This window comes from Photobacterium sp. S4TG1, from assembly GCF_036040035.1.
Lineage (GTDB): Bacteria > Pseudomonadota > Gammaproteobacteria > Enterobacterales > Vibrionaceae > Photobacterium.
In genome coordinates, this window is sequence record NZ_JAYXUH010000015.1 from 55,579 (window position 1) to 81,812 (window position 26,234).

A 26,234-nucleotide genomic window follows, 5' to 3' on the forward strand; every position below is an offset into this window, starting at 1 on the left:
GATTGCTAGTTGCGAGGATAATAATGGCGATGTATTTGAGTTAGCGCAAAAAAACCTTACTGAAGTGGATCATCAGTAAGGTTTATGTGAAGTAAATTGTATTTTATTTACCCGCAATGTTTAGGCGGTTAAAACGTATTTTAGGGGCATAGAAACTGCGGCTATAGTCATTGTCAAGTTGATTGCCAACTGCATCAATTTCTTTGATCATTTGGTAGAAATTACCTGCAACAGTAATACCACGAACCGCTTGTACGCGTTGACCATCACGACATAGAAAACCGCTAGCACCAAATGAGAAGTCACCACTTACGGCATCAGCACCTGAGTGAACGCCTTGTAATTCAACTAATTCAAGGTATTCACCAGCGGTAATATCTGCCTCTGAACTACTGCCAGCTTGAATAACGGTATGAGAGCCGCCAACACCTAATCCACCTTTGGCTGAACGAGAGCCATTGGCTGTATTCTCGATGCCAAAATAACTTGCGGTGTGACTATTGTGTAATAAGCTCTGAAGCTTACCTTCACCAATTAATAATGTATCACGGGTTGCAAACCCCTCGCTATCAAATGCTTTAATTGCAAAGCCGCCATTCACATACGCGGTATCAGTAATCGTTAGCAGTGGACTTGCAACTTGAGTATGAAGTGCATCACGCCAAGGGTTTATCCCTTTCATTGCCGCTTGTCCTGATAGACACATGCCATAAGCTGAAAAGAGGTTACTCAAAGCACTAAGGGTAAATATTACTGAGTAGTGCTTACTGGCAATGGGGGCACCGTCTAAGAGTGCTTGTGCCATGTCATAGCCGTGGTTAATACAATATGTTGGATCTAACTGATGAAATAAACGTCCTGATGACATACCACCATGCATGGCTTGTTTGCCGTCTTTTTCATATAGAGTGTAAGCATAGCAATATGTTGAACGCTCATTATGGCTGCATAATGTGCCTTGAGTATTGGCTAAAATAACATGGCTATCTGATTCAGCAAAGCCGTTGTAAGGTGCGCTGGTTGCATTCGGCTTGCTTACCACACCTTGCTCTAATGATAACGCAAGTGCGATTTTGTCATCAACTGTTGCTGTTTCTATTTGGTACACTTCAGGTTCAATTGTCGCTAATCGGCTATCAAGACAACTGATGTTCTGATGAGGATCTTGTTGAGAATACTCAGCATTAATTAACGCATTATTAATCATTAAATCAAGGCTAGCGACATCAAGAGATTCTGAATAACTGGTAGCGGTACGTTGATCTTTAACCACTCGTACACCAATGACTTGACCTGATGTTACCTTATACTCATCCAGTTCGCCTTGATTGGCTTTCAATGAAAAATTGTTACTGCGGTTTGCTATAACATCGGCATCAGCTTTATGTGCTTTAACGCTATCAAGTACGTAATCAATGGCCTGTTGTAGTGCGTTTTGATCTGTCATTAGTTGCCACCTCCCACAAGGATATTATCAACTTTCAATGCAGCTTGGCCGACAGTTGTTGGTACTGAACCGCTTACCGAGCCACACATACCTGCTGCAAGTGCAAAATCATTACCTATCATGCTGATTTCTTTTAGCACTTTAGGGCCGGTACTGATTAATGTGGCTGATTTTAGCGGTTTGGTGATTTTTCCATTTTCAACGAGATACGCTTCTTGAACAGCAAAGTTAAACTCACCCGTACCAGGCTGTACAGAACCACCGCCCATTTTCTTAGCATAAATACCGCGTTCAACGCCCGCAAGCATATCATCTAGAGTGCTTGTACCGGGTTCAATAAAGGTATTACGCATACGTGAAGTAGGGGCGAACTTATAAGATTCGCGGCGGCCTGAGCCTGTGCGTCCATAGCCTGTTTTTAAGCCTCCCATACGGTCAACCATAAAGCTGGTAAGTTTACCGTCTTTAATTAATTGAGTACGTTGAGTTTCCATGCCTTCATCATCAATGTTGATTGACCCCCATTGATTGGTCATGGTGCCATCATCGACGGCACTCACTACTGAATTGGCAATCATTTCGCCCATTTTATCGTAAAAAACCGAGGCTTTTTTAGCAACAGAAGTGGTTTCAAGTAAATGACCACAAGCTTCATGGAAGATCACACCGCCAAAGCCATTACCAATGATAACCGGCATTTCACCTGACGGGCAGGCCTCAGCAAACAATTTAATCATGGCTTGTTGTGCTACATCATGGCCAAGCTTTTGTGCGTCGAGATGAGTATTAAATTCCCATCCGGTAAATGCACCAGGTGCTTCGTAACCTGTTGATTGCTCACTGCCATTCTGTGCGACAGCATTCGCTGAAATACGGGTGTAGTGACGGGTGTCGCCAATATGAAGACCATCGGAATTGAAGATCTCAATTTGTTGTTCACGTTGTGCAACGCTACCAATAAATTGGGCGATTTTCTCGTTTTCAGCACGGGCTGCTTGATCCGCTTGGCGTAAAAAGGCAATTTTAGCCGCCATGTTGGTATCTTGGCTTAGCGGTAATTGACAGCTATGTTTATTGTCATAGCGGCTTAAGTCTAAAGAGCCTGCCGTTAATATTTGGTCGCGTTTATCTTTTGCAGCAAGTAAAGAAGTGACACGTTTTAATTCTTCTTCATCAGTGCTATTGGTGTAACCGTAGAGGACTTTATGGCCAAAGAAAAGGCGGATACCAATGCCAAAATCAATGCCTGAGTTAACTTTATCAATGTCAGCAGAGATAAGCTGAACTGAACTTGATTGATGATGTTCGACAAATAATTCAGCAAAATCGGCACCAAGAAATAGTGCGTGATCAATGACTGTTTTAGCAGTATTAGGGTTTAGCATTTTTGCTCCCTTCTTTTTATGAGCTCTATTTTATAACCTAGCAGTAAAGTGATAAAATTTCTCACTATTACTGCAATTGGTATGAGCAATGAATCAACAACGACGAAATAGTAGCGTTATTTGGCAACTGTGTTCTCAGCAATAGAACACAAAATATTTTCCAGTTCATCCCACGGTAAAATTTCACTATCAATCACTTCAATGCGTGATTCAAATCCTTCTAGCGAAAGTTCATTCACTGATACGACTTGATTGACAACATTAAAGGCAAAGCAGCCATTTTCAGTATTAACCACCGCTTTTACTCGGTTGGCATTAAGGTTGGAGAAGAGACTGAATAGTTTTGAAAATTCAAATAATTGATCAGCGGCAAAGAACCAACCACAGCTGTGGTATCCCTGACCATGGTTTTCTTTACGAATAAATTGCTGACCAGGAGCCAATTCTAATTCAGGCAGTGGTTCCATTTGGTTATCGTGATGATGGTGGTGACTATGTTGCGCTTGACGTTCTATGCGTTCAATATCGAGCCACTCAAGTTCAAGGCGACCATGTTCCACTTCTGCGATCAGGGCTTTTTTAGGCTCGGCTTTTTCCATTGCGGTTTGGAAAGTGTATAAATCAAAATCATCACATTGGTCGATTTTATTGGCGACAACAACATCAGCTAGTGCAAGTTGATCTTGGAAATTAGCGTTATCAGTATAAATACTGTCGGCAAAATGGCGTGGGTCAACGACGGTGATGGTTGCTCGAAGATCAACGTAATTACAGTAGCTTTCAGAGGTTAACTTATTGATGACTTCTTTTGGATGACCGAGGCCTGTTGGTTCTAATAATAAGCGGTCAGGTTTTTGTGCTAACAATGCATTAATTCCGACAGACATAGGTAGGCCAGCGACACAGCACATACAGCCACCAGGAACTTCTTTAATAATTGCCCCTTGTTGCTCTAAAATAGCGCCATCAACGCCAACGTTGCCAAATTCATTAATTAAAATGGCCCACTTTTCATGTTCAGGTTTACGTGCGAGCAAAGAAAGAATAGAGGTCGTTTTCCCTGCACCTAAGAAGCCAGTAATTATATTTGTTGGAATACGTTTCATGTTTTTACTCATTCCTAAACGATTAAGTACCAAAATAAAGAGGTCAGTTTACGTGAGCGATACGAAAGTGACTAGTATAACTGAGTGAAGCGTTAGTTAAGTGCGGTTTTTGACTGCAAAAATCATGAAAAGCAAAAAAATCTAGGTATGTTATAACGTTTTTGGCATGATTAATTATTCAAATATTATCAAGGAAATATGAATGATTAACTGGTTTATTGTAAGTTCTGACTTAATAAAAAAAATAGGGCATGATGCAAGTAATGATTGCCTTTATATTGATTTTGGCCTGCGGGGTGAGTATGAAGTTTACGCTAATGTATCCTTATACGCTTTTTATCATTTTTCGTTAGCAGCCTCAATTGACGAGTATTACCAGCAAGTTATTCGATCCAGTTATTCACTCCAGCCTTAATACTATTAGTGGTAACTTTGTTATCATTTTAAAACGCGTATTAAGTTGAAAAATATATGTAATAAGCATAATTTAACTCACTTATTAAAATAACAAACACAACAACAAATTATTGTTCGTTCGTTTTTATCTGTAACTGTTATTTATCAGTAAGTGAGCCAAAATGAGTATTGCTTTTTTGACAGAAGATGAGTTTCTGCACCAGAATCGAATTAGTCAACAGCAGTGGCAAGCAAGCCAAGTTTCGTGGCCGACATTAAAAGCTATTGGTCTGCGCCATGAGCAACGAACCCCAGCATTGAATGTTACCGCAGAATCATATGCACGAATTATTCAGCAATGCTCACATGTCCATTCTGTACGCTGGCGAGTTAAGAATCCGCAGCATTTGATGGAAAAAATCGTTCGAAAAACACAGCCTCATAGTGCAACATTCAAAGCTAAATATCTTGGTATTGATCAATATAATTATGATGCCATTGTGACTGACCTTATTGGTGTTCGTGCCTTGCATTTATTTAAAGATGATGGCTTGGCTATTCATGATTATTTAATGAGTCAGTGGCAGTATGAAGAACCACCTGTTTATTATGTTCGAAGTGGTGATGATGAAGTCTCTGCGGCATTACCTGCAGATATTACCGTGAAAATACATCCTGCAGGTTATCGGTCCTTACATTATGTATTTGGCAGTGAATCACAGCAGCAACATATTTTTACTGAAGTGCAAGTCAGAACCATTTTTGAAGAAGCATGGACAGAAATAGATCATAAAATACGTTATCCCAATTTTTCTACTAATGCAGAAATTTGTTCTTTTTTACTTATTTTTAATCGTCTTGTTGGCTCCGCTGATGAAATGGGTTCATTTGTAAAACAGCTTGCGGTTGAGGCTGAACAACGTCAGCAAGCTTTCATTGAATCGAAAAAAGGAATAGAAACGAATGTAACTGATGTGGAAGCTTTGTTTCAAAAGCTAGAACAACAAGATGAAAAACAGCATAACTCTCAATTGGTTATCAATCAACTTCGTCAACAAGTGATGCAGTTACAGGCAGACAAAAAAGCATTACAACAATCAATGAACTCAAATATGTTATCGTTACCAACATCAGTTGCTCAGCGTTGTTATAAAGCCTCTGAATTGTTAGACAAATAGTTAATCTATCTCTTTTTCGGATAGGTCCTAGCTTGTTAATAGCAAAAAAACATTTATAGTCCGTATGCAGAAAAGCTATCGATTATAAAAATACATGTACTGAGGGAATTTTTAATGAGAACGCGGTTGGATCGTATTCGCCATGCGATTTGTTTTGAAGTTATTGGTTTAATTTTATTGGTGGGTGTATTAAGCCAATTTGGGTTTGATAGTAGTCATGTTGGCGTAGTCGGGATTGCTTTTTCAATTTTAGCAACGGTTTGGAACTATATTTATAATATATGGTTTGATCGTATGCTTTATCGTCGTTATAAAACAACGGTAAAAACCACGATTGTTCGAATTATTCATAGTCTTGGATTTGAAGCTGGACTTCTTTTTGTTACGATTCCTATTTTATCTTGGGCGCTAAAAGTGACCTTATGGGAAGCTTTTGTTCTTGATATTGGAATGGTACTTTTTTATCTCATTTATGCATATGTCTATAACATTGTTTATGACCGCTTATTTCCAGTGCCAGTAGTACAACAAGATTAAAATCGAATAATATAAAAAAAGCCCCTAATATTAATACTATTAGGGGCTTTTTATTGGTTAAAACATTAATCGTTAATATAAAAGCTATAACAATTTTTACCTTTTTTCTTGCTGTCATAAACAGCTTGGTCAGCATTGTTGATCAATTGTTCAATATCACGAGTTTGGTTATCAGTAACGGCGACACCAATAGATGCTGAAAATGGTATAGCGATATCACCATTACTAACGGAGCCATTAAGTTGGCTAATAAGAGTTTCTAATGTATTGATTAAATCTGTCTTATTATTGAAGTTACTGGTTAATACAATAAATTCATCCCCGCCAAAACGACCAATTAAATCGATAGGATGATTAAAAAATGACTTCACATGTTGAGCAAAAATACTAATAACATCATCACCATAGTAATGGCCTAAGGTGTCATTAATGGCTTTTAGATTATCAAGATCAATAAAAAGTAGCGCTAAATTTTGATGACGTTTTTGAATCGTAATATTTGCATGTTGAATGAAATACTTGCGATTCAATAAATTTGTTCGAGAGCAATAAACGCCATCTTTAGTCGTATTGATGATGTTTTTAAAGTGATGATTTATATCAATATTATTGTTTTTTGATTGTGGCTGAATTGGTACGATAGAGGTGCTTTCTTTAATAAAGGCATCAATGGGGGACATGATGATAGTTACTTTTTTTATTAAGTAATACCCGATAGCTATTGATGCAATAATAGAAATACAAATATTAATAACCATAAAAAGAACTCGATCTTTCAAATATTGATTATAGTTAAGTGTTGACACTAAATACCATGGCGTGTTTTTTAATGGATGTAACGATAATATTTCAAGTTGGTTTTTATTGTTAATAACATGATAGCTAAATGTTTTTTTATTTTTTATATTAAGCTGTATTTGTTTGTTATTTAATGATGAATAGATTTTATTTTTCTTAAGTGTGTTAGTATTTTTACAATTATTATTGCTATCTTTACAATTATTAAGAATGTTATTTTTAATACTAGTGTTTTCTTGATGCGCTAAGGCTTGATTAATATCGGTGTAAGAGACAGAAGCAAAGACTGTCCCTTCATTGCTGGTGTTATTAAAAGGCTTACATATTATATAAACATAGCTATCAGAAATAGGCGAGTAAATTAAGTTACTAATAGTTAATTTTTTTTCTTTTATTGCTTGTTGGAAATACTGTCGATAGTTTATATTTTCAGCATTATTCCTATACGTTGTGGCAGCATTACCCTCAATATCACTAATACCTAATGTTTCTATATTAAATGCTTTTTGATAGGGGCGAATAATCTCAATTCGTTGCGGTAACTGTAATGATAGATCTTGCATGACGGTATCATTAGATATAGCCGTCAATAAGTCTGTGTGCTTACTAACAATCGTTAATACATTGTTCTCTGTAATGGTTTGATTTCGAATAAGCGATTTCTGAATATTAATATATTGGTTATAGGACCAATATCCAATGTTAAATATAACTAATAAGCTTAGGCATAGTAAAATGTATTGGGTGATTTTTTTTCTAATACTATGACTAATATTCATGCAGTGGTGTCTTTTGCCAGATAATGTATTGATACTTAATAAAATACTATATTACTGTTTTTTAAATACAGATGAATAGTATTTATTTGTAACAATTCATCATGTTTAAAATTAAAAATAGGGATAAAAGTGGATAAAGTTGTAATAAGCAGTGTTTATATGTGAAAAAATGACCTTTTACTGGTTTTTTATTCTTAATTGAACGGGGTGGCATAATTGTGTTGTCAAAAAAAGAGCATAAATACGAATGAATGGCTGATAAATGTAATGCCGCATAAAGTGAGAATACTGTTATAATGTATACCGTTCAAAATAAAATTTCGTAGACAGATAATGATAACTAATCATAAATAATCGAACTATATTAAACAATATATAACAATTGATTATATTAATTATTCAATTTTCGTTGTTAAGCTTTTGATGTTTAATACATTACTTGTAATTATTGGATTGCGTTTTAGAATGATGGAATAATTGGCATATTCCAGAGTAATCATATGTAACGATATAGATTCTCAGTGTGACAAAAATGTAATTTGGGGTGCTCAGTGAGAAACTGCTGATCATTAGTCTATTTTTTGAAAATGATTTTTAACATGTTAGTAAACTATACTATCAGATTTATTTGTCATAGGTGATGTACGTTGAGTAAACAAAGTAAACTCGCACGAAAGGCGGTTGACGTGCAACAATCGATGATGATTGCGTGTGAAGAGTGTGGACTAGTCGTTGATATTCCCAGCTTAAATGAAGGTGAAAAAGCGGCGTGTCCTCGTTGTGGTCATACTTTAATCAAAGCCGTTAGTTTACCTTTTCAACGTCCAGTTGCTTACGGTATCGCGTGTTTGATCATGCTAGTATTAAGCCTGTCATTTCCATTTTTATCTTTTACTGTAAATGGAATGGGGCATCAAATTACACTATTAAATGCAGCGGAGACATTACAACATTTTGAAAATAGCGTATTAGCTATTTTATTAATGACAACCGTTATTGTCTTTCCTGCAGCATACATAGTGTTAGTTCTCTATCTTTATTATTGTGCTCATAAAGTAAAGCATATTGGACATGTGATTCATGCACGTAGTTGGCTTAAATTTTTATGTCGAGTATTGTTTAAAATCCAGCCATGGTTAATGGTTGATGTCTTTTTAATTGGCGTATTAGTAAGTCTTGTCAAAATTTCAGCATTAGCACACATTGGTTTAGGAAATTCGTTTTGGGCGTTTTGTCTCTATAGTGTGTTAGTTATTAAATGTGTGTCGTTGGTTGATAGAACGTGGCTGTGGGACCAATTTTTTGCCATGGTACCTGTTGCTGGGGTTCATGATGGTGATACGCATATGGATCATAACCATGTTGGATGTCATGCATGTAATCAAATAAACCCAATGCCAACAACACACCATGCGCGTTGTTTACGTTGCGATAGCCGATTACATGTCTTTGATGCAAATCATTCATTGCAATATGCTTGGGCGTATTTAATTGCATCCATTGTTTTTTATATTCCCGCCAACTTATATCCAATGATGTACACCGTGAGCTTAGGTCAAACTGAAGGCTCTACGATTTTAGGTGGTGTTGTATTACTTTGGAAAATGGGATCATGGCCGATTGCATTAGTTATTTTTATTGCCAGTATTTTTATTCCTATGGCTAAAATGTTTGCCTTAGCATGGCTATATTTTTGTGCGGGTAAACAAGCAGATAGTTCCGCCCATGTCGCAATTAAACGTTTAAAATTATATCGTTTAACAGAATTTATTGGCCGTTGGTCTATGGTTGATATTTTCGTTGTTGCTATTTTAGTGGCGTTAGTACAGTTACAAAATGTGATGGCAATTTCACCAGGCCCTGCGGCGTTATGCTTTGCAACGGTGGTGATATTTACAATGTTATCAGCGATGAGCTTTGATCCTCGAGTATTTTGGATGCCTAAAAGTAAGTCGTATAAACAAGATTCAGAGTTAGATGCTGCTGAATCCCATTCAGTAGTGCCTAGTGTACATAAATGAGAAAGCAGATTATGAGTGATAACCAGCCAGTTGAGGCTAAAGTGCAACGTTTGAAACAAGTATCACCAATATGGATTGTTCCATTGGTTGCGTTGGGTATTGGTATTTGGATGTTTGTGCAATATCTAAATAGCCAAGGTCCTGTCATTACAATTCGATTACCCAATGCTTCAGGTATTGAAGTGGGTAAAACGGCCATTAAATCGTTAAATGTTAAAGTGGGTGTAGTAACCAAAGTCCAACTAAGTGAAGACTATAGTTACATTACGGTGACGGCCCAAATGGATAACGATACTGGGCGTATGCTTAAAAATGACACGCTATTTTGGGTGGTTAAGCCGCGTATCGGTAAAGGTGGCGTATCAGGTTTAGATACTTTGCTTTCTGGTTCATATATTGAAATGCAGCCAGGTGAAGGCAAAGAGGATAAGCATCATTTTGTAGCATTAGATGTTCCGCCAGTTGCACCAGCGGATGCAAAAGGGTTACGCGTTATTTTAACCAGTCGTCAGGCGGGTAAATTAGGTGTTGGTGATCCGGTTCTTTATGATGGATTTACTGTTGGTCGTGTTGAACAAGTAGGTTTTGACATCAATAGTAAACGTGCTAATTATCAATTGTTTATTTTTGAACCTTACGATCGCTTAGTACGCACCAGCAGTAACTTTATATTATCTTCTGGTGTCCAAGTGAAAGTTGGTGCTGAAGGTTTTGATGTTAAGATTGGTTCATTAGAATCATTAATTACAGGTGGCGTGACATTCTCTACACCGATTGATGACCAAGGCTCACAACAAGCCAAACAAAAATCTTATTATCGTTTATATGATAATACGGCCGAAGTTCGCGAGAAGACCTTTGAACAACATCTTGATTTTGTGATGTTATTTAGTGAATCTATTCGTGGCTTAAAAGCAGGTGCACCAATTGAATATCGTGGTATTCAAATCGGTACAGTGCAAAAAGTACCATTACGCTTACCAACCAGCCAAGAAGGCTTTACTAGTAAGCAGATTCCAGTATTAGTGCGAATCGATCTTGGCCGTGTTTATGATCATACTGATGAAGGCACTTTAGCGTCATTACATGCCAATCTTGAAAAAGAGTTTAAGAAAGGCCTTAGAGCAACATTGAAAACCGGTAATTTACTGACGGGTGCATTGTATGTTGGCACTGATGTTTATAAAGGTGAAAAGCCAGTTCAAGCATTGGAATATGATGGTTATGATATCTTCCCAACTAAAGCTGGTGATTTAGCTGAGGTACAGAAGCAGCTAACAAACTTATTGACTAAATTTAATAAGTTACCTGTTGAAGATACCTTAAACTCAATGACGGCAACACTAAAAGCATCAGAAAAAACCATGGCGACGATGCAATCAACAATCAATGAGTTAGATCGTTTATTCAAGCAGAAAGACACACAAGCATTACCTGGTGATGTGCGTGCAAGCTTGAAACAGATTCAAACAACACTCAATGGGTTTGGTCCTGATGCTGCACCATATCAGAACCTAGAAGGCGCCTTAACACGTTTTGAAGCAGTGATGACTGAATTACAACCTGTGTTACGTCAACTTAATGAAAAACCAAATTCACTTGTGTTTGGTGATGAACAAACAAAAGATCCAGTACCTGTTGGAGGTCGTTAATAATGAAAAAGTGGTTAATCATGGCAATGGCTACTTTAGCCGTAACAGGTTGTAGTAGTGCACCTGAAGGCGTAAATACCTTCTTGTTACCAGCAGGTAAGACTGTGACGGTATCGCACGCAAATAATCAACCATTATTGATTGTGCGTCCGGTTGAAGTTGCTGCACATTTATCAGGTAATGGCTTAGTTTACCAAACGTCAGCTACAGAAATAGTAGAAGCACAGCAAAACTTATGGGGTGAGGCATTAGCGAAACAGCTAACACGTCGCATTACTCATGACTTGCGTCAAAAGCAACATCGTTTATGGGCAACACAACTAACACCAACCTTATCAACAGCGGGTGCACCGCGTTTACAGGTACGCATTAACCAATTTAATGGCGTTTATACCGGTGTAGCTAATGTTGCTGGTGAGTGGATGATCATTGGCGCGAGTGGTGATTTGCAAACAGTGCATCCATTTGAGTTTAGTGTGCCATTGGCAGAAGACGGTTATAGCGCCCAAGTTGAAGCGTTATCAACGGCGGTTGGTGAATTAACAACTCAAATAGCAAATGCAGTGAAGTAATATATTCACTCAAAAAGAAGCCCACAGGTTAATAGCCTGTGGGCTTTTTATTACTTTTAATTTTTTTATTACTTTTAACATGGTAGCGACGGTTTCCAAGGGAGCACTTTATCCTTAGATAGCAACGCTTATTAGTGTGTTTGTAAAAACGCTAATGCATCATCCATAGTGTCAAAAATATCATGTCCTAAAGCACGAGTATCAGTATCTGGCTCTACAAGATCGATGATTTGAAATGTTGTCATGTTGGCAGCAACAGCAGCTTTGACACCATTGTTTGAATCTTCAAAGGCAATACACTGGTAGGGCTCTACAAGCAGGCGTTGTGCTGCGAGTAAATATATTTCAGGGTTAGGTTTTCCTTGAGCAACTTCATCGCCGCAGGTTATGTGTGAGAAGTAAGTTGATAACCCTGCAAGATCCAATTTTTTCTGAGCGAGTGCTGTGTGAGTCGAGGTGGCAACAACCATGGGAATATTTTGTGCTTGTAACCAATCTAATAATGCAATGACACCGTGCTTAACGGGAATGGCTTGATGTTCAACGACGGCATGGTAATGTTGCATCCAGCGAGAGTGAAAAGAGGTATAGTCCAATATTTCACCATAGCCTTGTTCAATGATGGGTTTGATTCCAGCTTGGTTACGCCCAATGATTGAAAGATAAACATCTTGCTTAAAAGGCAGGTTCATCTCATTACAGGTTTGCTTGAAAGCGGTCATACACACTAGTTCAGTATCAAGCAATAATCCATCCATATCAAAAATTGCTGCATTATATTTCATCATATTCTCAGTGTGGTTATTTTTTAGGTAGTCTCTCATAATATTAAAATTCAGAATAGGTTATATATAACAAATAATGATAATTGTTTTATCAGGATGATCTTATAAGATATAAAAATAATAGGTTGTGTATTTTTTATTTGATAATAATATACCTTTGTTATTTATAAACATGTAAATAATATTATTGTAATTAAAAAGGAATATACAATGACAAACCATAATCTATCTAAACCACTACCAGAATTTATAAAAAAAAATTGAAATTCATCTAGAAGAGCTTATCTATCCTCGAAAAAATCAACAGCATTTAGTGTTAGGAAAAAAGCCAACTGAAAATGGAGTGTTATTACAGAGTAATGATTATCTTGCCATTTCTAATCATGATCGTATTCGAAAAACATATATAGAGGCATTAAGTAATAATAAAAAAGACATTGTGATGTCGGCTATTTTTTTACATAAAGAGGATGATCATTCATTTGAACATCAATTAGCTAATTATACTGGTTTTGAGCATTGTATTTTATCGCAATCAGGATGGGCTGCAAATGTAGGCTTAATTCAAACAATTTTACCGGTAAATACGCCTGTATATATTGATTTTTTTGCTCACATGTCTTTATGGGAAGGGGCGAGAGTTGCTGAAGCTCAGATTCATAGCTTTTTACATAATAATGTTCGTCATTTAGAAAAGTTAATAAAGCGTAACGGACCTGGGCTTATTTTAGTTGATTCTGTATACAGTACTTTAGGTACCGTAGCCCCCTTAACTGAGATAGTCGCACTCGCCAAAAACTATGGCTGTGCTATTTTGGTTGATGAGTCGCACTCATTAGGCACACATGGACCAAAAGGTGCCGGCTTAGTGGCTCAATTAGGTTTAACTGATGATGTTGATTTTATAACTGTTAGCCTTGCAAAAGCATTTGCTTACCGTGCTGGGGCAATATTGTGTAGCCATAAAATTGGGCAAGCATTACCGTTTGTTGCGCGTCCTGCCATCTTTAGTTCTGCGTTATTACCCCATGAAATTGCAGTATTAGAGACAACATTAAATGTCATTAAGGATAGCGATAATCGCCGCTCACGATTGGTGGAGCAAGCTGATAAATTACGTCATGGCTTAATTCAACGGGGATTTAACATTCAAAGCCAGTCACAAATTATTGCTCTTGAAACGGGTAATGAAGAAAATACGGAAGCAATGCGTGATTATTTGGAAAACAAGAATGTCTTTGGTTCTGTTTTTTGTTCACCTGCGACACCAAAAAATAAAAATCTTATTCGTTTTTCTGTTAATAGTGAATTAACAGATCAAGAAATAGAGACTATATTACATGCGTGTTCTTTAATGAAAGTTGAATTAGCATCATAATAAATATTAATACATTTTAATAGCTGAATATATGGTATTAAAATTTTAAATGGTATTAAGCCTGCTAATAGTATTTAGTAGGCTTATTTGTTTTTAATTATCTGGAATAGTCTTTGTGTTATTAAATGATTATTTTAAAAATAGGCATAAAATCACACCTACTTTTTAAGGCTCAATTTAAGCATCTATCCATTTATGTACAATGTCTAATAATGTTGTTTTTGACGATGGTTTTAACAGAAAGTCGGTAATGCCAATATTAGTTAAATGTTCTCTATGTTCTGCATCTAAAGAGCCTGAATAACAGATAATCGGTGTGTTTTGATGTGAAGAGTATAGATGATTAGTTCTGATTTCTTTGGTCGCATCGATACCTGACATTATTGGCATCTGTGAATCCATCAAAATAAGATCAACAGTGGATTCTTCTAAATACGAAAGAGCGGTACGCCCATTATCAGCTTCAATAACATCATAGCCCGCATTTTTTAATAAAATACCAGAATACAAACGTAAAGAAACATTGTCATCAACAAGCAGAACTTTCGCTTTGTTAACATTGGCCGTTGTGAACGCGTCATTTACTGGTTTTTTATGTGTAAAAATTTGAGTGATTAATTTTTTCTGTAATTCGTCAATATGGTTGTATTTAAATAAGTAAGGTTGATAAGTTTTTGATAGTACAACTTCTTTAGTGCTATTTGAATGACTAATTAGTATCATCTTTATTGCTGTTGTTGCTATGTGATCATACAATTTCGTTAATAATTCATTTTGAATTGAATCTATATCAATAATGACGCAATCATAATTATTTGTATTAATGTCAGCAATATTATAAGACGATGTTTTTTTATAGAGTAATGTGAAATTATAAAAGAAGGCCAGATGATTAATATCTGACAATAACTGATTGTGATAGCCTAAAAATAATATTTTTTTACTACACATTAGGTCAAATTGCATTTTTTCAACGACAGATGACGTTACACTAGGCAATCGAATAATAAACGTTGTCGATATATTTTCAGTTGAATAGCACTCAATATTACCGGCAAAAGCTTTAATTACTTTATTACAGAAAGATAATCCTAAACCTGAATTGTTCTTTTTACCTGAAGTATAATATTCAGTAAAAATATTTTTAATAGCTGTTAATGGTATACCTTTACCATAGTCTTTGACACTGATAATTGTTTCATTATTTTTGCTATAAACAGAAATAACAATTTTGAAGTTTGGTTTGTTTTTATAATAAAAAGAGTTTTTTAATAGATTAAAGATAACATAGCGTAATAAAATATCATTACCAAAAAAAAGATTATCTTTGTTGATCTGGTAACTGACTAATTGACGATCACTTTTCTGTTGATAGCCATAAACATTAAGAGCGTCAATAATCACGTCGTTAATTGAAAGATACTGAAAAGAGTGAGGGGATATTTTTTGACTATCAATAGAATTCAATAGAAGGTTGATGGTGCTATGGCCATTATTTATAATCGAGATATTGTCTTGAATAATATTACGTAATTTATGTATTTCAGCATTGGAGATCAAGCGGTGCTGTTGAGGATCATCGGTCAACGTTTCAGGCAGTAGTTCTAATAAGACTTCTTGAGAGGCGTATAAAGCACCTAGGGGATTACGCATTTCATGGGCGATACCGCTACTGAATGATCGCGAAAACAATTGCTTACTTTCAATTTCTATTCTATTACGGTAATTAAAACAGATACCTGTGAAATAAGAAAAACTAAACACAATAAGATATGAGGAATGGAAACCAATACCAATATTCCCCATAGTCAGATAACCAAAGAAGGCAGCGCTACAGGCAGCTATTGTGCTACATATTAAAATGATCAACCAGTCATAGATAATAATAATCGAGAGAAAAATAGCAGCCATAAAAGACATTATCCATTCGACTGACCATTCATTACGTATCATCATATAACAGAAGAAAAAAGGTAAACAAAAACATATAGTAAAAACAAAATGTTTTTCTTTATAACGAGAAAATAAGCTTGGCATGTGATTTTTAATCGCAAACGGCAAAAATAATGCGGCACAAACTAAACGTAATGGTAAATTTTCGTAAGGCTGGGGGAAAATATAAGCCCAAATAAGATAATAAGCAGGGAAGCCGATAAAACCAAATAATCCTATAAAAAATAGATTTGGTTCAATATAACGGTAAGCGCTAGTTATTCTTTGCTTGATGCTCATTTCATTTCACATGACTACGGATGACTATTGTTAATGTTATCTGTGCGATGAATCGTTGGCAAGTTTTTACTCTTTTGTTGTTATATTTTATTGTTAATAATAAAGATTAGTTAAAAATACTGTTTGCTATTTTTTAAAGTGTTAAGGTAACTGCTTATCATTTGGGAGCGTTGTAATGTCTTTCTTTACTGCTTTATTTTACGACAATGTAATGAAATATACTGAAGAAGCTTGTTTGATTGAATGGCGTCGAACGTTACTTGAAAGTGTAGATGGAAATGTATTAGAAATAGGCGCAGGAACAGGGGCGAGTTTAGGTCTTTATCCACAAAAATCGTCGTTAGCGCTTTATTTATCTGAACCAGATCAACATATGCGAATGCAATTGGAACAAAAATTGCGTTTTCAATCGAATATTAAGGCGACGATCTTATCTTGTTCAACGGAGAATATTGATAGTGATGATGATTTTTTCGATTATGTTTTTGTATCATTAGTGTGTTGCTCAGTTAAAGATGTGGCTGCATCTTTACAAGAAATTAAACGAGTTCTTAAACCGACAGGGCGTTTTGTTTTTTTAGAGCATGTTGCCGCTGAGCCAAACTCTCGTTGTTATCATTGGCAACAACGACTTAATTTTATTTGGCGTAGAGTTGCAGATAATTGTCATTTAAATAGAGATACTGAGCAATCGATTATTGATGCGGGTTTTGTGATTGAAGATATTCAATATGAAAAAATGCGTAAAATGATTGCTGTAGTACAGCCAACCATTAGAGGTGTTGCACGTATAGCACCAGAGTAATTAGCGCTATCTTTGTTAAAGATTGAGAATAAAGCAGAGAAAAGAGTGCACAACGCTCTTTTCCCGCCATCAACTTTTTTACTGCATTATTGTACTATTTCACCGCTCTCAACCACGGTTTTACGTACTACATCTGCAAATTTCAATGCTTCATCACGCACTGTTTTTTCATTTACTGTCAGAATGTTACGATCTTCCATCAGTAACTTACCGTCAACCACTGAGTGCTTAACATTGGTAGCATACGCTGAATACACTAATGCAGAGTATGGATTATAAACTGGAATCATATTGGGTGCTTTGGTATCAATTACAATAATATCAGCCAGTTTTCCCACTTCTAAAGAGCCAATTTTATCTTCCATGTGCAACGCACGTGCAGCGCCAATAGTAGCCATTTCAATTACATTGATTGGAGGCATTGCCGCGCGATCTTTATTGACTAATTTGTGTACTTTTGCAACTTGGTTAAATTCATCAATTGTACTTAATGTATTGCCTGACATTGGCCCATCAGTGCCTAAACCAATACGTAACCCGTCGTTAAACATCTTTAATGCAGGCGCAACGCCTTTGGCTGATTTGATATTGGCACTCATGTTGTGGGCAACACCAACATCGTGCTTTTTCAAAATAGCGATATCTTCATCATTAGCATCAATGACGTGTGCGGCTAAGAAGTTTGAATTAAGCGCGCCAATAGATTCCATGTATTTAATTGGTGATAGGCCGCCAGAACGTTTGGCGATGACTTCACGCTCACGATCTGACTCTGCAAGGTGCATCATGACTGGTACGTCGTGTTTTAACGACAATTTAGCGATAGTTTGCAGCGTTTCAGTGGAGTTAGTATAAGGGCCATGGGGCGCAAATGCCGGTGTAATACGTGGGTGATCTTTATATTGTTCAATAAAATTGAGCGTGTATTTAATACCATCTTCTGGTGTTTTAGCACTCGCTACAGGAAACTGAATAATGGTTTCACCTAAGATGGCACGCATACCTATCTGATCAACGGTTTTAGCCACTTCATCTTCAAAATAATACATATCAGCGTAAGTAGTGACGCCACCTTTAAGCATTTCGACGTTACCTAGCTGTGCGCCAATACGCACCATATCGCGCGAGACTAATTTTTTCTCTAATGGGAAAATATAGCGGTGTAAGCGATCAGGCACATCATCAGCCATTGAACGGAAAACGGTCATTGAGGCATGGGTATGGGAGTTGATCAAACCTGGCATAACAATATCACCATCAGCATCAATGGTTTTAGTTGCTTGATATTCTTTGATGTTTGTACCATCAGTAACGGCATAAATCTTGTTACCTTTTATTGCGACTAAGCCATTATCAAAGACGGTCTTATCTTGATCCATGGTAAGGACTGTCGCATTTTTTATTAACAAGTCGACATTTTCAATGGCGTAAGCCGAGGTGCTAATAAGTGAAGAGGCAGCTAAAGAAACAGCAAGTAAGGTTTTCTTAAACATTATGTATTACCGTGACGATGGATTTTCGCTGATAATACAGTGCAATAAATGAATGAAAATAACTATTTTATGCATTACTTTTATTTGTGACGAAGATCGTATTGAAAGCCGTAATTTAAAAATAAAGGGGGTAAAAATGCTCAATTATCAGATTGGTAATCGATTGCTTTTTGCTGTTTTGTGAATTTTTAAGCTTTTGCATGGCATAAGTTTGAATCAGGGAAAAGGGAAGTATTGGCGCTAGGAATTAAAATTTATACTTGGTAAATATCGATATGTACATTACTATATATCGAAATATTATGGAGGTTGTTATGTCACTTAAATCTGCGGTTATTACTGCTGCTGTCTTATCTCTTTTTACACAACCGGTTTTAGCGGCTGATAATGTTACTGTCTTTGCTGCATCATCTTTAACTAATGCATTAAATACCATTGCTGCTAAATACCAACAACAGACAGGTGTTAAAACCACATTATCATTTGCGTCATCGTCGGCTTTAGCGCGTCAGGTTAGCCAAGGTGCACCCGCGAATATTTATTTATCAGCGAATGAAAAATGGATGGATTATGCCGAGCAGCAGGGGGCAATTGCCGCCAATACTCGTAAAGATATCGTTAAAAATAGTTTAGTGATGGTTGCTCCTTTGGCATACCCACAAAATAAAGTGAATGTTAGCGCGAGCTGGAATTTAGCCAAGGCATTAGATGGCACTCGTTTAGCTGTCGGTGATCCTAATTATGTTCCTGCAGGTATTTATGCAAAACAAGCATTAGAGTTTTTAGGTTTATGGAAGCAAGCACAACCACTATTAGCCAGCGCGAATAATGTGCGTTCAGCACTAGTGTTAGTTGAGCGTGGAGAAGCTCAGTTGGGAATCGTTTATAAAACAGATGCTGAAATTTCTAAGAAAGTAAAAACAGTTTATCAATTCCCTGCCGATTCACATAAACCGATTGTATACCCAATGGCGTTAGTGAAAGGCAATGTAACACCAGCAGCAAAAGGTTTTTACCAGTATTTACAACAGCCTCAAGCCGCAGCAATTTTCAAATCTTATGGTTTCGATCAAGTGACAAAACAGTAGTGTGATGAGCTAAACGCATAATACTAAAGGGACAACGTTAAGGTACTGAGTGAAAGCTGAGTACCTTTTATGTTTTATCCTTAATTATGTTTAAAAATACAGCGAATAAAGCACAGAAATCAAATCATTGCTGACTGACGGTAAATGATTACCTATGCTATTGCTATAACGAATAAAAGTTTTACAGGATTGTTGTTAGTGCTGACTGAATATGAATTAGAAGCGTTATTTTTAAGTTTGAAAATTGCCAGTGTCGCAGTAATTTTCAGTTTACCATTAGGGATTGGCTGCGCCTGGCTATTGGCTCGCCGCCAGTTTTGGGGTAAATCATTACTCGATGGACTGATTCATTTACCGTTAGTGCTACCACCTGTGGTGATTGGTTACCTATTATTGATCACTATGGGTCGGCAAGGCATGGTGGGCAAGTGGCTGTATGATTGGTTTGGATTTACGTTTAGTTTTAGTTGGCGCGGTGCAGCATTAGCTGTTGCTGTGGTGTCGTTTCCTTTAATGGTTCGCTCAATTCGATTAGCTTTAGAAGGTGTTGATAAGAAGTTAGAACAAGCGGCCCGCACGCTAGGTGCATCTTCTACTCGTGTGTTTATGACCATCACCTTACCATTAATGATCCCAGGTATTTTGACGGGTACAATTTTAGCCTTTGCGCGTGCATTAGGTGAGTTTGGCGCTACGATCACTTTTGTGTCTAATATTCCGGGACAAACTCAAACCATTCCTTTGGCGATGTACTCCTTTATTGAAACCCCCGGCGCTGAAAGTGAAGCGGCACGCTTATGTATTGTCGCCATTGTGATTGCATTATTATCATTGTTTGCTTCTGAATGGTTAACCCGCGTGGCCAGAAAACGATTGGGGGCTGCGTAATGAGCACGAAAACAGCGCAAAAAAGATTGAAAATGTGTTTTACCCAACAATTAGGTGATCTTGCGTTAGCCATTGATCTTAATGTGCCGATGCAAGGGATCACGGCAATTTTTGGACGCTCAGGTGCAGGAAAAACATCTTTAGTGAACGTATTGAGTGGATTAAGTCATCCTGATAATGGCTATATTCAGCTCGGCGATCGCGTTTTATTCAACAGCCAACAGGGTATCGCATTAAGTGCAGACAAGCGTAACATTGGCTATGTTTTTCAGGATGCGCGTTTGTTTCCACATTACACGGTGAAAGGTAATTTGAATTACGGCGTTAAACATACCGATCAACAACATTTTGATGATGTGGTTAATTTACTAGGTATTGCACCGTTATTATCCCGCTATCCCGCTTCGTTATCTGGTGGTGAAAAGCAACGGGTAGCCATTGGACGAGCATTATTGACCAAACCCGATATGTTATTAATGGATGAGCCATTAGCCTCGTTAGATATGCCACGTAAACAAGAATTGATGCCTTATTTAGAGAAGTTAGCTAAAGAGGTCAATACACCGATAATTTATGTAACTCACAGTTTAGATGAGATTCTACGTTTAGCCGATTCAATGGTGATGTTAAACCAAGGCAAGGTACTGATTTCAGGGCATGTGAATTCTGTTTGGAGTTCTCCTGAAATGCGACCGTGGTTACCTGCAAAAGAGCAGAGTTCACTATTAAGTGCGCGAGTAAATATTAACCATCCTCGTTATGCCTTAACACAAGTAATGTTGAGTCACGATGCCTCATTATGGGTAACACAGTTGCCACATCAACGAGGGGAGTGGGTGCGGGTACGTATATTTTCTAATGATGTTTCAATTGCGCGTCACTACCCTCAAGCAAGTAGTATTCGTAATATTCTCGCGGCAAGGGTTGATAAGATTCATTACGCTAATGATGAACGTGTGGAAGTTAAATTACGTATTGGTGAAACCCATTTATGGGCCAATATTACCGCATGGGCAGCGGATGAATTAGCATTAAAAGTCGGTGATCAGGTGTTTGCTCAGATAAAAGGTGTGAGTGTCACTAAAGATGATTTAGCTTAACATATTATAAATAATGCCATGATTTATATATTTATTATTCATTTGTGGTTGAAATTTAACCGCAAAAATTGAGAGTATGAATTTATAGCATAATTATTCTTTAAAAGAATATGTTAACTGTTGTTTATGTGATTAAATGAATATCACTTTTATTTATCCATTTTAGAGTTAACTTAATGAAAAAAGTAATTTTAGCAACAGTAATTGCAGCGACGGTTATGACTGGTTGTGCACGCCAAACATTTATTATGTCACCTGCACCACAAATGAAAACGGCTGAATTAGATAAATCACAACCATTTTTTATTTCAGGTATTGGTCAACATAAAACAGTGGATGCTGCGAAGCTATGTGGTGGTGCCGATAACGTGGCTAAAGTTGAAGTGCAACAAACGTTTGTTAACGGTCTATTGAGTGTTGTTACATTTGGTATTTATACACCACGTCAAGCCCGCGTATTCTGTAAGTAATAGTCAGTATTAGCATCATATCAAGCCTCCCGCCATGGAGGCTTTTTTCTTTCCTGTTGCATCTCATTTCTGAAAACAAGCCATATCGCATATTGCTATATATCGCACTTTGCGATAATCTGGTCTAAAATTCACAGCAAAGGGTTAATATGCGTGCGGATCATCACTACAACTCGAATTAAACAGGCAATGTTGATGTACCCACAGTGGCGGGTTGGGTTGACTCTCTGGCAACAGACATTCAATCGAGCAGGCTTAAAGTTTGAATCTTTTGCTCAAATTAAAGCGCTTTGGCGTACACAAAGTGGCTGGAATGTTGATCGTGTCCCTGCGCGTAAAGTAGGTGAAACGGCTTTTAACGGTGACAATTACGACCTTTACATTTTTGACGTTCATAAGAACGACTGTCGCATTTTGGCTCGTATTGATAGCACTCGCAGCAAGATTTTTATTCGTGAGATTTTATCTCATGCAGACTATGACAAATGGATTAAAAGTCATATTAAGTAATCACCTCCGTATATTTTGGAGCAGTTATGATTAAACACCATGAAAATGTTGGATTGAACACCGCAAATCTAAGCGGCATGTTTGAGGCAATGTCAGATGTCCTAAGTGACTACGCACAGAATGCCCTAATTTTATTTAACTATTCAACGAAACCAATTGAAACTGAAGCGGAAGTGCTAGAACGCGCTGAATTAATGGACGAGCTAATGGATATGGCGACCTCTGAAACTGATGTTTGTATGGTTTATGCCCATGCAATTTCAGACCGCATCGAAGAATTTGAAACGAACCATTTAATTATGCCTAAAGTTCCCGCTGTAGAAATGCTAAAGGGCTTGATGGATATTAAGGAGCTTAAACAATCTGATTTAAAACATATCGCGCCTCAAAGCGTGATCAGCGATATTTTAAATGGCAAAAGAGCTATTAATTTAGCTCAAGCAAAAGGCTTCAGTGAGTATTTCAATTTACCTTTTGAAACCTTCATTGATTAATAACCGCTGTTCTATCGCTAATAAAACCGCCGAGCATGGCGGTTTTGTTTTATCTGGCCTTTAATCACCGCGCTGACTCTCGCCACTATCTCAATATTCTCGGTTAGCTGTCGGCTGACAAGATAGTCTGATCGACCACAATTTGACGAGAAATCACAAATCTAGAAACAATGTGCTATTTGATGGATATTTAAAATGTTAAACTACTCAACATGTTACTTAACTAAAAGGGTTAGTTGTGGAGTTCGAAACTGATTTAAAAATAGGCACACTTGGTGAGCAAACTTTTTCAACTTGGTGCTCTGCTGCACATCTGACCAGTAATCGTTCATTAGAAGAAGACCGTACAGGCTGGGATCATCAGATTGAGTTTCCATACATCAAAACTCATTTACCAAGAGATAAACAACTTAGTCCTATTCAATGCCGTGTTCAGGTTAAATCTACACAGCGACGAGATCGTAAATGGTCTATCAAATCCAGCGTACTAAAGAGACTTATTGATTATAGTTATCCGTCTTTCTTGTTGTTTCTCGAATTTACTAATGACCCAGAACCAGTAGTTGAGAGTGCTTTTCTAGTCCATATAGATAAAAGTATTATTGAAAGAACATTAAGAGCTATTCGGAAAAATGATACTCAAAAGGCTCCAAAAGAACTGCATGAGCTAAAGATTTCGATTAGCTATAGCAAGAAACGTAAACTTCTTGTCGCGTCTGGAGAAGCGTTCAGAGATGCTGTTGTAACGTATGTCCCCGATGGAGATATTACGAAGTACCAAAAATCAAAAAGACAAGCGGTTGAAACTGTTGGTTATGGCGAGGGGAGCTATAGAATGCAGTTTCAAATCTCACCAGAGGAGCTTGATAAACACATTTGTGCTCAATCAATAGGATTAAGCAAAGAGCCTGTTGAAGTTAGAAATTCTGTAATCCTTGACAACAGGTTTAATCTGAAAAAAGGTTCTATTGAAATAAAACGCTCTAGCGAAGCAAAACTCACTCTACAGCCAAACGTACTAGATACATGTCAATTAAGATTCAGAGAAACTGAATTTTCGCCTTCGATTAACTTTGATGGTGAGTTTGTTTCTTCGGTAAACATCTACAGCGTTGACAAGAATAAACTATTCTTTAGAACGAATATTTTTAGTTTCGAGCTTGGCGATTTAGATGATAACGGCAAGTTTGATGCGAAGCTTCATTTCATGTTAGAGAAAGAGGTTCCATTAGACGATGTAATTAAAGTGTTTCGACTATTTCACGAAGATAATGTAGGAAAGCAACTGATATGTGAAGTCGAGTTGTTTAAAGAGCAACGAACTTTGAATTTTCATATTGGAATGGATCATAAGTTTAAAGATGCTAAATCGGTTGCAGATGCTCTTTGTGTGCTTAAAGATAGCTTCAGTATTGATGGTGCAACTCTAACTACACCAGATGAATTGTTTTTACAGAGAGATAGATTAAATGCATTGGCTTGTGCAATACAAAATAAAGTCGATAGGTTTCGAGTAAAGATGGACGATAAAATGCAAGAGTTTCCAAAAGAGATAAAAACACCGTGTACAATAGGTGCTGAGATTGGAAAATTAGCCATAGGTGTCATTGCGTTGTTTCACGGGACTAGAATTGAAGATAATAATTATAAAGTTATAAAATCTGAGGTGCTACAACCTCTAGTTTTTAGTAATGGAATACCGTCTGATGAGACACTCAAACAATTAGAACAACAGGCAGTAGCGAAGATTGAATAGAACAGAGCTACATTATGTCATTTTTACTCCAGATTGACTGGTAATTAGGTCAAGCGACTTTATCGTACAAGAAATAATGTATCGATTGCTAAATTAGTAAAGTCGCTGACACACTTTTGTCCACTTTTTAGTTAGTCAGAACGGCTAACTAAAAAATGCCCCAAAGTGAGAAGCTGATTCCCCCCCTCGCAATTTGAATTAGTTGCCTTTATACCCAGAACGTTAATGTTGTGATCCAATTTATAATCCACTGCAGCTATAAAAAGAGCAATCTCACTTTATGGTTGTATCAACAAATCTTAACTGTGACTAAAATGTTCATTGGGTGATTTGATCACTCGTACTAAGAAATGGTGAATAATCCAAATAGTTATTGAGGTTAAAATAACGGCAACCAAAATAGAACTAAAGCGATAGAAAATAGCAAATACGGCATCTTTTTGATCGGGAATCAGTGATGTTGTCAAAGGAACCGTTAATGCCGACATTGCCGAAAACGCAATGCTGGATTTGATGGTGCCAAGGGCGAGCCAAGAACAAAAAAATCCTGCTGCAATCGCATAAGCCATAACCAATAATACGCCATTATCAGCCCATGAATAGAGTCCTATTTGAATAAATAATCCCGCTAAACAGCCTAAAAATGTTCCTATAATACGTATTTTTGATGCAGCGAGTGAGCCCACTAATGTCATCGGTGAAAGTACGATCAATATAGATGCTTGCGCTGATAATGAATCATTCAGATCGCCAAATTGAAACACCAAAAATGCGAGCATTGCGATGATCCAGCCTAATGCTGTTTGTCTTATCATGCCAATATGGTCGTAACGTTGCACATTGTTGGTGGTATCACTGATCGCGTCGGCACTTGGCTCAGTATTAGGTTCAGGGAAGAAATAATAAGCTAGCGCACAGACAGGCACCGTTACAATCGCACTGAACCATAAAGTAACTGAAAAATCTTCTAAATCAAAACTACTGTAGCTGGCAAAGTTAAGCGCTATTGATCCAACAAGTAGTCCGATAAAGCCAAACAAATAGCTATTCTTGTTACTCATCGCAATACATTTTTCAAGGAAGAATATGCCGACGACAATAGTTAATAGCAGTGGTGATGACTGAAAAAAGCCATGAATAAAACTGACTTCAAGCGTCACCCACACGACACCGACCACTAATTGAACATAGCTATTCCAATGCCAATGATCTGAATTCATCATGATATTAATGGGTAATAAGGCAATAAAAAAACCGTACGACCACCCAAAGATCATACTGATTGCTAAGCCCACGACACAACCAAACCAAAGGCGCATTGTTTTCATAAGTTATGACTCCGAAAATTAATAATTAATCGCTTT

At 37.1% G+C, this 26,234-nt stretch carries 22 protein-coding genes and 1 pseudogene; 15 read left to right on the forward strand and 8 right to left on the reverse strand.

What is annotated here, in order from left to right:
- Positions 1–103 precede the first annotated feature (103 nt).
- The 3 genes from VXS03_RS15645 to VXS03_RS15655 form a co-directional block, all read right to left on the reverse strand.
- Positions 104–1,447 carry a TldD/PmbA family protein gene (locus VXS03_RS15645; protein WP_327764831.1) on the reverse strand — a complete coding sequence of 448 codons (1,344 nt, stop codon included), beginning with the start codon at positions 1,445–1,447 and terminating at the stop codon, positions 104–106.
- Positions 1,447–2,832, reverse strand: a complete 1,386-nt coding sequence (locus VXS03_RS15650; protein ID WP_327764833.1) for a TldD/PmbA family protein — start codon at positions 2,830–2,832, stop codon at positions 1,447–1,449. The genes VXS03_RS15645 and VXS03_RS15650 overlap by 1 nt, the downstream gene beginning before the upstream one ends.
- 116 nt (positions 2,833–2,948) lie before the next feature.
- Entirely contained in the window at positions 2,949–3,938 is a 990-nt protein-coding gene (locus tag VXS03_RS15655) for a CobW family GTP-binding protein (RefSeq protein WP_327764834.1), read from the reverse strand.
- A gap of 202 nt (positions 3,939–4,140) precedes the next feature.
- On the opposite strand from VXS03_RS15655, the gene VXS03_RS15660 reads away from it, so the two are divergent.
- The 3 genes from VXS03_RS15660 (at position 4,141) to VXS03_RS15670 (ending at position 6,049) form a co-directional block, all read left to right on the forward strand.
- Entirely contained in the window at positions 4,141–4,353 is a 213-nt protein-coding gene (locus VXS03_RS15660) for a KTSC domain-containing protein (RefSeq protein ID WP_327764835.1), read from the forward strand.
- 163 nt (positions 4,354–4,516) lie between these two features.
- Positions 4,517–5,512, forward strand: coding sequence for a RelA/SpoT domain-containing protein (locus tag VXS03_RS15665; RefSeq protein WP_327764836.1), 996 nt, complete (start codon positions 4,517–4,519; stop codon positions 5,510–5,512).
- 114 nt (positions 5,513–5,626) lie between these two features.
- Complete coding sequence (locus VXS03_RS15670; RefSeq protein WP_327764837.1) at positions 5,627–6,049, forward strand: PACE efflux transporter; 423 nt, start codon at positions 5,627–5,629, stop codon at positions 6,047–6,049.
- Positions 6,050–6,114: 65 nt separating this feature from the next.
- Here VXS03_RS15670 and VXS03_RS15675 read toward each other — a convergent pair whose 3' ends face one another.
- Positions 6,115–7,626, reverse strand: a complete 1,512-nt coding sequence (locus tag VXS03_RS15675; RefSeq protein WP_327764838.1) for a diguanylate cyclase domain-containing protein — start codon at positions 7,624–7,626, stop codon at positions 6,115–6,117.
- A gap of 698 nt (positions 7,627–8,324) precedes the next feature.
- On the opposite strand from VXS03_RS15675, the gene VXS03_RS15680 reads away from it, so the two are divergent.
- Genes VXS03_RS15680 through VXS03_RS15690 form a run of 3 tightly spaced genes read left to right on the forward strand, consistent with a single transcriptional unit; the run spans position 8,325 to position 11,871 of the window.
- A complete protein-coding gene (locus VXS03_RS15680) occupies positions 8,325–9,647 on the forward strand; it encodes a paraquat-inducible protein A (RefSeq protein ID WP_327764881.1) in 1,323 nt (440 codons plus the stop codon).
- An 11-nt stretch (positions 9,648–9,658) separates the two neighbouring features.
- Positions 9,659–11,299 (forward strand): intermembrane transport protein PqiB, encoded by a 1,641-nt coding sequence (gene pqiB / locus VXS03_RS15685; RefSeq protein ID WP_327764839.1) that lies wholly within the window; start codon positions 9,659–9,661, stop codon positions 11,297–11,299.
- Between the two features lie 2 nt (positions 11,300–11,301).
- Positions 11,302–11,871, forward strand: a complete 570-nt coding sequence (locus tag VXS03_RS15690) for a PqiC family protein (protein ID WP_327764840.1) — start codon at positions 11,302–11,304, stop codon at positions 11,869–11,871.
- Between the two features lie 131 nt (positions 11,872–12,002).
- Here VXS03_RS15690 and VXS03_RS15695 read toward each other — a convergent pair whose 3' ends face one another.
- Positions 12,003–12,656, reverse strand: coding sequence for an HAD family hydrolase (locus VXS03_RS15695; RefSeq protein ID WP_327764882.1), 654 nt, complete (start codon positions 12,654–12,656; stop codon positions 12,003–12,005).
- A gap of 210 nt (positions 12,657–12,866) precedes the next feature.
- Here VXS03_RS15695 and cqsA point away from each other — a divergent pair.
- Positions 12,867–14,034: pseudogene (gene cqsA, locus VXS03_RS15700) on the forward strand (alpha-hydroxyketone-type quorum-sensing autoinducer synthase).
- A gap of 177 nt (positions 14,035–14,211) precedes the next feature.
- On the opposite strand, the gene VXS03_RS15705 reads toward cqsA, so the two are convergent.
- The gene (locus tag VXS03_RS15705) at positions 14,212–16,266 is read right to left on the reverse strand and encodes a hybrid sensor histidine kinase/response regulator (protein ID WP_327764841.1); all 2,055 of its coding nucleotides are present in this window, start codon (positions 16,264–16,266) and stop codon (positions 14,212–14,214) included.
- 175 nt (positions 16,267–16,441) lie between these two features.
- Here VXS03_RS15705 and VXS03_RS15710 point away from each other — a divergent pair, with 175 nt between their 5' ends.
- Positions 16,442–17,071 carry a class I SAM-dependent methyltransferase gene (locus VXS03_RS15710; protein ID WP_327764842.1) on the forward strand — a complete coding sequence of 210 codons (630 nt, stop codon included), beginning with the start codon at positions 16,442–16,444 and terminating at the stop codon, positions 17,069–17,071.
- A gap of 86 nt (positions 17,072–17,157) precedes the next feature.
- Here the strand turns inward: VXS03_RS15710 and VXS03_RS15715 are convergent, their stop codons facing one another.
- Positions 17,158–18,564 (reverse strand): amidohydrolase, encoded by a 1,407-nt coding sequence (locus VXS03_RS15715; RefSeq protein WP_327764843.1) that lies wholly within the window; start codon positions 18,562–18,564, stop codon positions 17,158–17,160.
- 314 nt (positions 18,565–18,878) lie between these two features.
- On the opposite strand from VXS03_RS15715, the gene modA reads away from it, so the two are divergent.
- From modA to VXS03_RS15750, 7 genes are all read left to right on the forward strand, one after another.
- Positions 18,879–19,652, forward strand: a complete 774-nt coding sequence (gene modA / locus VXS03_RS15720) for a molybdate ABC transporter substrate-binding protein (RefSeq protein ID WP_327764844.1) — start codon at positions 18,879–18,881, stop codon at positions 19,650–19,652.
- Between the two features lie 198 nt (positions 19,653–19,850).
- The gene (modB, locus tag VXS03_RS15725; RefSeq protein ID WP_080156182.1) at positions 19,851–20,540 is read left to right on the forward strand and encodes a molybdate ABC transporter permease subunit; all 690 of its coding nucleotides are present in this window, start codon (positions 19,851–19,853) and stop codon (positions 20,538–20,540) included.
- Positions 20,540–21,640 (forward strand): molybdenum ABC transporter ATP-binding protein ModC, encoded by a 1,101-nt coding sequence (modC, locus tag VXS03_RS15730; protein WP_080156181.1) that lies wholly within the window; start codon positions 20,540–20,542, stop codon positions 21,638–21,640. The genes modB and modC overlap by 1 nt, the downstream gene beginning before the upstream one ends.
- Positions 21,641–21,816: 176 nt before the next feature.
- A complete protein-coding gene (locus VXS03_RS15735) occupies positions 21,817–22,110 on the forward strand; it encodes a Bor family protein (protein ID WP_327764845.1) in 294 nt (97 codons plus the stop codon).
- A 153-nt stretch (positions 22,111–22,263) separates the two neighbouring features.
- Complete coding sequence (locus tag VXS03_RS15740) at positions 22,264–22,620, forward strand: type II toxin-antitoxin system HigB family toxin (protein WP_107250802.1); 357 nt, start codon at positions 22,264–22,266, stop codon at positions 22,618–22,620.
- 26 nt (positions 22,621–22,646) lie between these two features.
- Positions 22,647–23,114 carry a helix-turn-helix domain-containing protein gene (locus VXS03_RS15745; protein WP_107180346.1) on the forward strand — a complete coding sequence of 156 codons (468 nt, stop codon included), beginning with the start codon at positions 22,647–22,649 and terminating at the stop codon, positions 23,112–23,114.
- Between the two features lie 238 nt (positions 23,115–23,352).
- The gene (locus VXS03_RS15750; protein ID WP_327764846.1) at positions 23,353–24,870 is read left to right on the forward strand and encodes a hypothetical protein; all 1,518 of its coding nucleotides are present in this window, start codon (positions 23,353–23,355) and stop codon (positions 24,868–24,870) included.
- A 299-nt stretch (positions 24,871–25,169) separates the two neighbouring features.
- Here the strand turns inward: VXS03_RS15750 and VXS03_RS15755 are convergent, their stop codons facing one another.
- Positions 25,170–26,198, reverse strand: coding sequence for a DUF2955 domain-containing protein (locus tag VXS03_RS15755; RefSeq protein WP_327764847.1), 1,029 nt, complete (start codon positions 26,196–26,198; stop codon positions 25,170–25,172).
- Positions 26,199–26,234: the final 36 nt, after the last annotated feature.

What these genes read in the sequence shown, in the direction of transcription:
- VXS03_RS15645 (WP_327764831.1), bottom strand. Translation starts at nt 1,447, where the DNA reads ATGACAGATCAAAACGCACTACAACAGGCCATTGATTACGTACTTGAT.
- VXS03_RS15650 (WP_327764833.1), bottom strand. Translation starts at nt 2,832, where the DNA reads ATGCTAAACCCTAATACTGCTAAAACAGTCATTGATCACGCACTATTT.
- VXS03_RS15655 (WP_327764834.1), bottom strand. Translation starts at nt 3,938, where the DNA reads ATGAAACGTATTCCAACAAATATAATTACTGGCTTCTTAGGTGCAGGG.
- VXS03_RS15660 (WP_327764835.1), top strand. Translation starts at nt 4,141, where the DNA reads ATGATTAACTGGTTTATTGTAAGTTCTGACTTAATAAAAAAAATAGGG.
- VXS03_RS15665 (WP_327764836.1), top strand. Translation starts at nt 4,517, where the DNA reads ATGAGTATTGCTTTTTTGACAGAAGATGAGTTTCTGCACCAGAATCGA.
- VXS03_RS15670 (WP_327764837.1), top strand. Translation starts at nt 5,627, where the DNA reads ATGAGAACGCGGTTGGATCGTATTCGCCATGCGATTTGTTTTGAAGTT.
- VXS03_RS15675 (WP_327764838.1), bottom strand. Translation starts at nt 7,626, where the DNA reads ATGAATATTAGTCATAGTATTAGAAAAAAAATCACCCAATACATTTTA.
- VXS03_RS15680 (WP_327764881.1), top strand. Translation starts at nt 8,325, where the DNA reads ATGATGATTGCGTGTGAAGAGTGTGGACTAGTCGTTGATATTCCCAGC.
- pqiB (WP_327764839.1), top strand. Translation starts at nt 9,659, where the DNA reads ATGAGTGATAACCAGCCAGTTGAGGCTAAAGTGCAACGTTTGAAACAA.
- VXS03_RS15690 (WP_327764840.1), top strand. Translation starts at nt 11,302, where the DNA reads ATGAAAAAGTGGTTAATCATGGCAATGGCTACTTTAGCCGTAACAGGT.
- VXS03_RS15695 (WP_327764882.1), bottom strand. Translation starts at nt 12,656, where the DNA reads ATGAAATATAATGCAGCAATTTTTGATATGGATGGATTATTGCTTGAT.
- VXS03_RS15705 (WP_327764841.1), bottom strand. Translation starts at nt 16,266, where the DNA reads ATGAGCATCAAGCAAAGAATAACTAGCGCTTACCGTTATATTGAACCA.
- VXS03_RS15710 (WP_327764842.1), top strand. Translation starts at nt 16,442, where the DNA reads ATGTCTTTCTTTACTGCTTTATTTTACGACAATGTAATGAAATATACT.
- VXS03_RS15715 (WP_327764843.1), bottom strand. Translation starts at nt 18,564, where the DNA reads ATGTTTAAGAAAACCTTACTTGCTGTTTCTTTAGCTGCCTCTTCACTT.
- modA (WP_327764844.1), top strand. Translation starts at nt 18,879, where the DNA reads ATGTCACTTAAATCTGCGGTTATTACTGCTGCTGTCTTATCTCTTTTT.
- modC (WP_080156181.1), top strand. Translation starts at nt 20,540, where the DNA reads ATGAGCACGAAAACAGCGCAAAAAAGATTGAAAATGTGTTTTACCCAA.
- VXS03_RS15735 (WP_327764845.1), top strand. Translation starts at nt 21,817, where the DNA reads ATGAAAAAAGTAATTTTAGCAACAGTAATTGCAGCGACGGTTATGACT.
- VXS03_RS15745 (WP_107180346.1), top strand. Translation starts at nt 22,647, where the DNA reads ATGATTAAACACCATGAAAATGTTGGATTGAACACCGCAAATCTAAGC.
- VXS03_RS15755 (WP_327764847.1), bottom strand. Translation starts at nt 26,198, where the DNA reads ATGAAAACAATGCGCCTTTGGTTTGGTTGTGTCGTGGGCTTAGCAATC.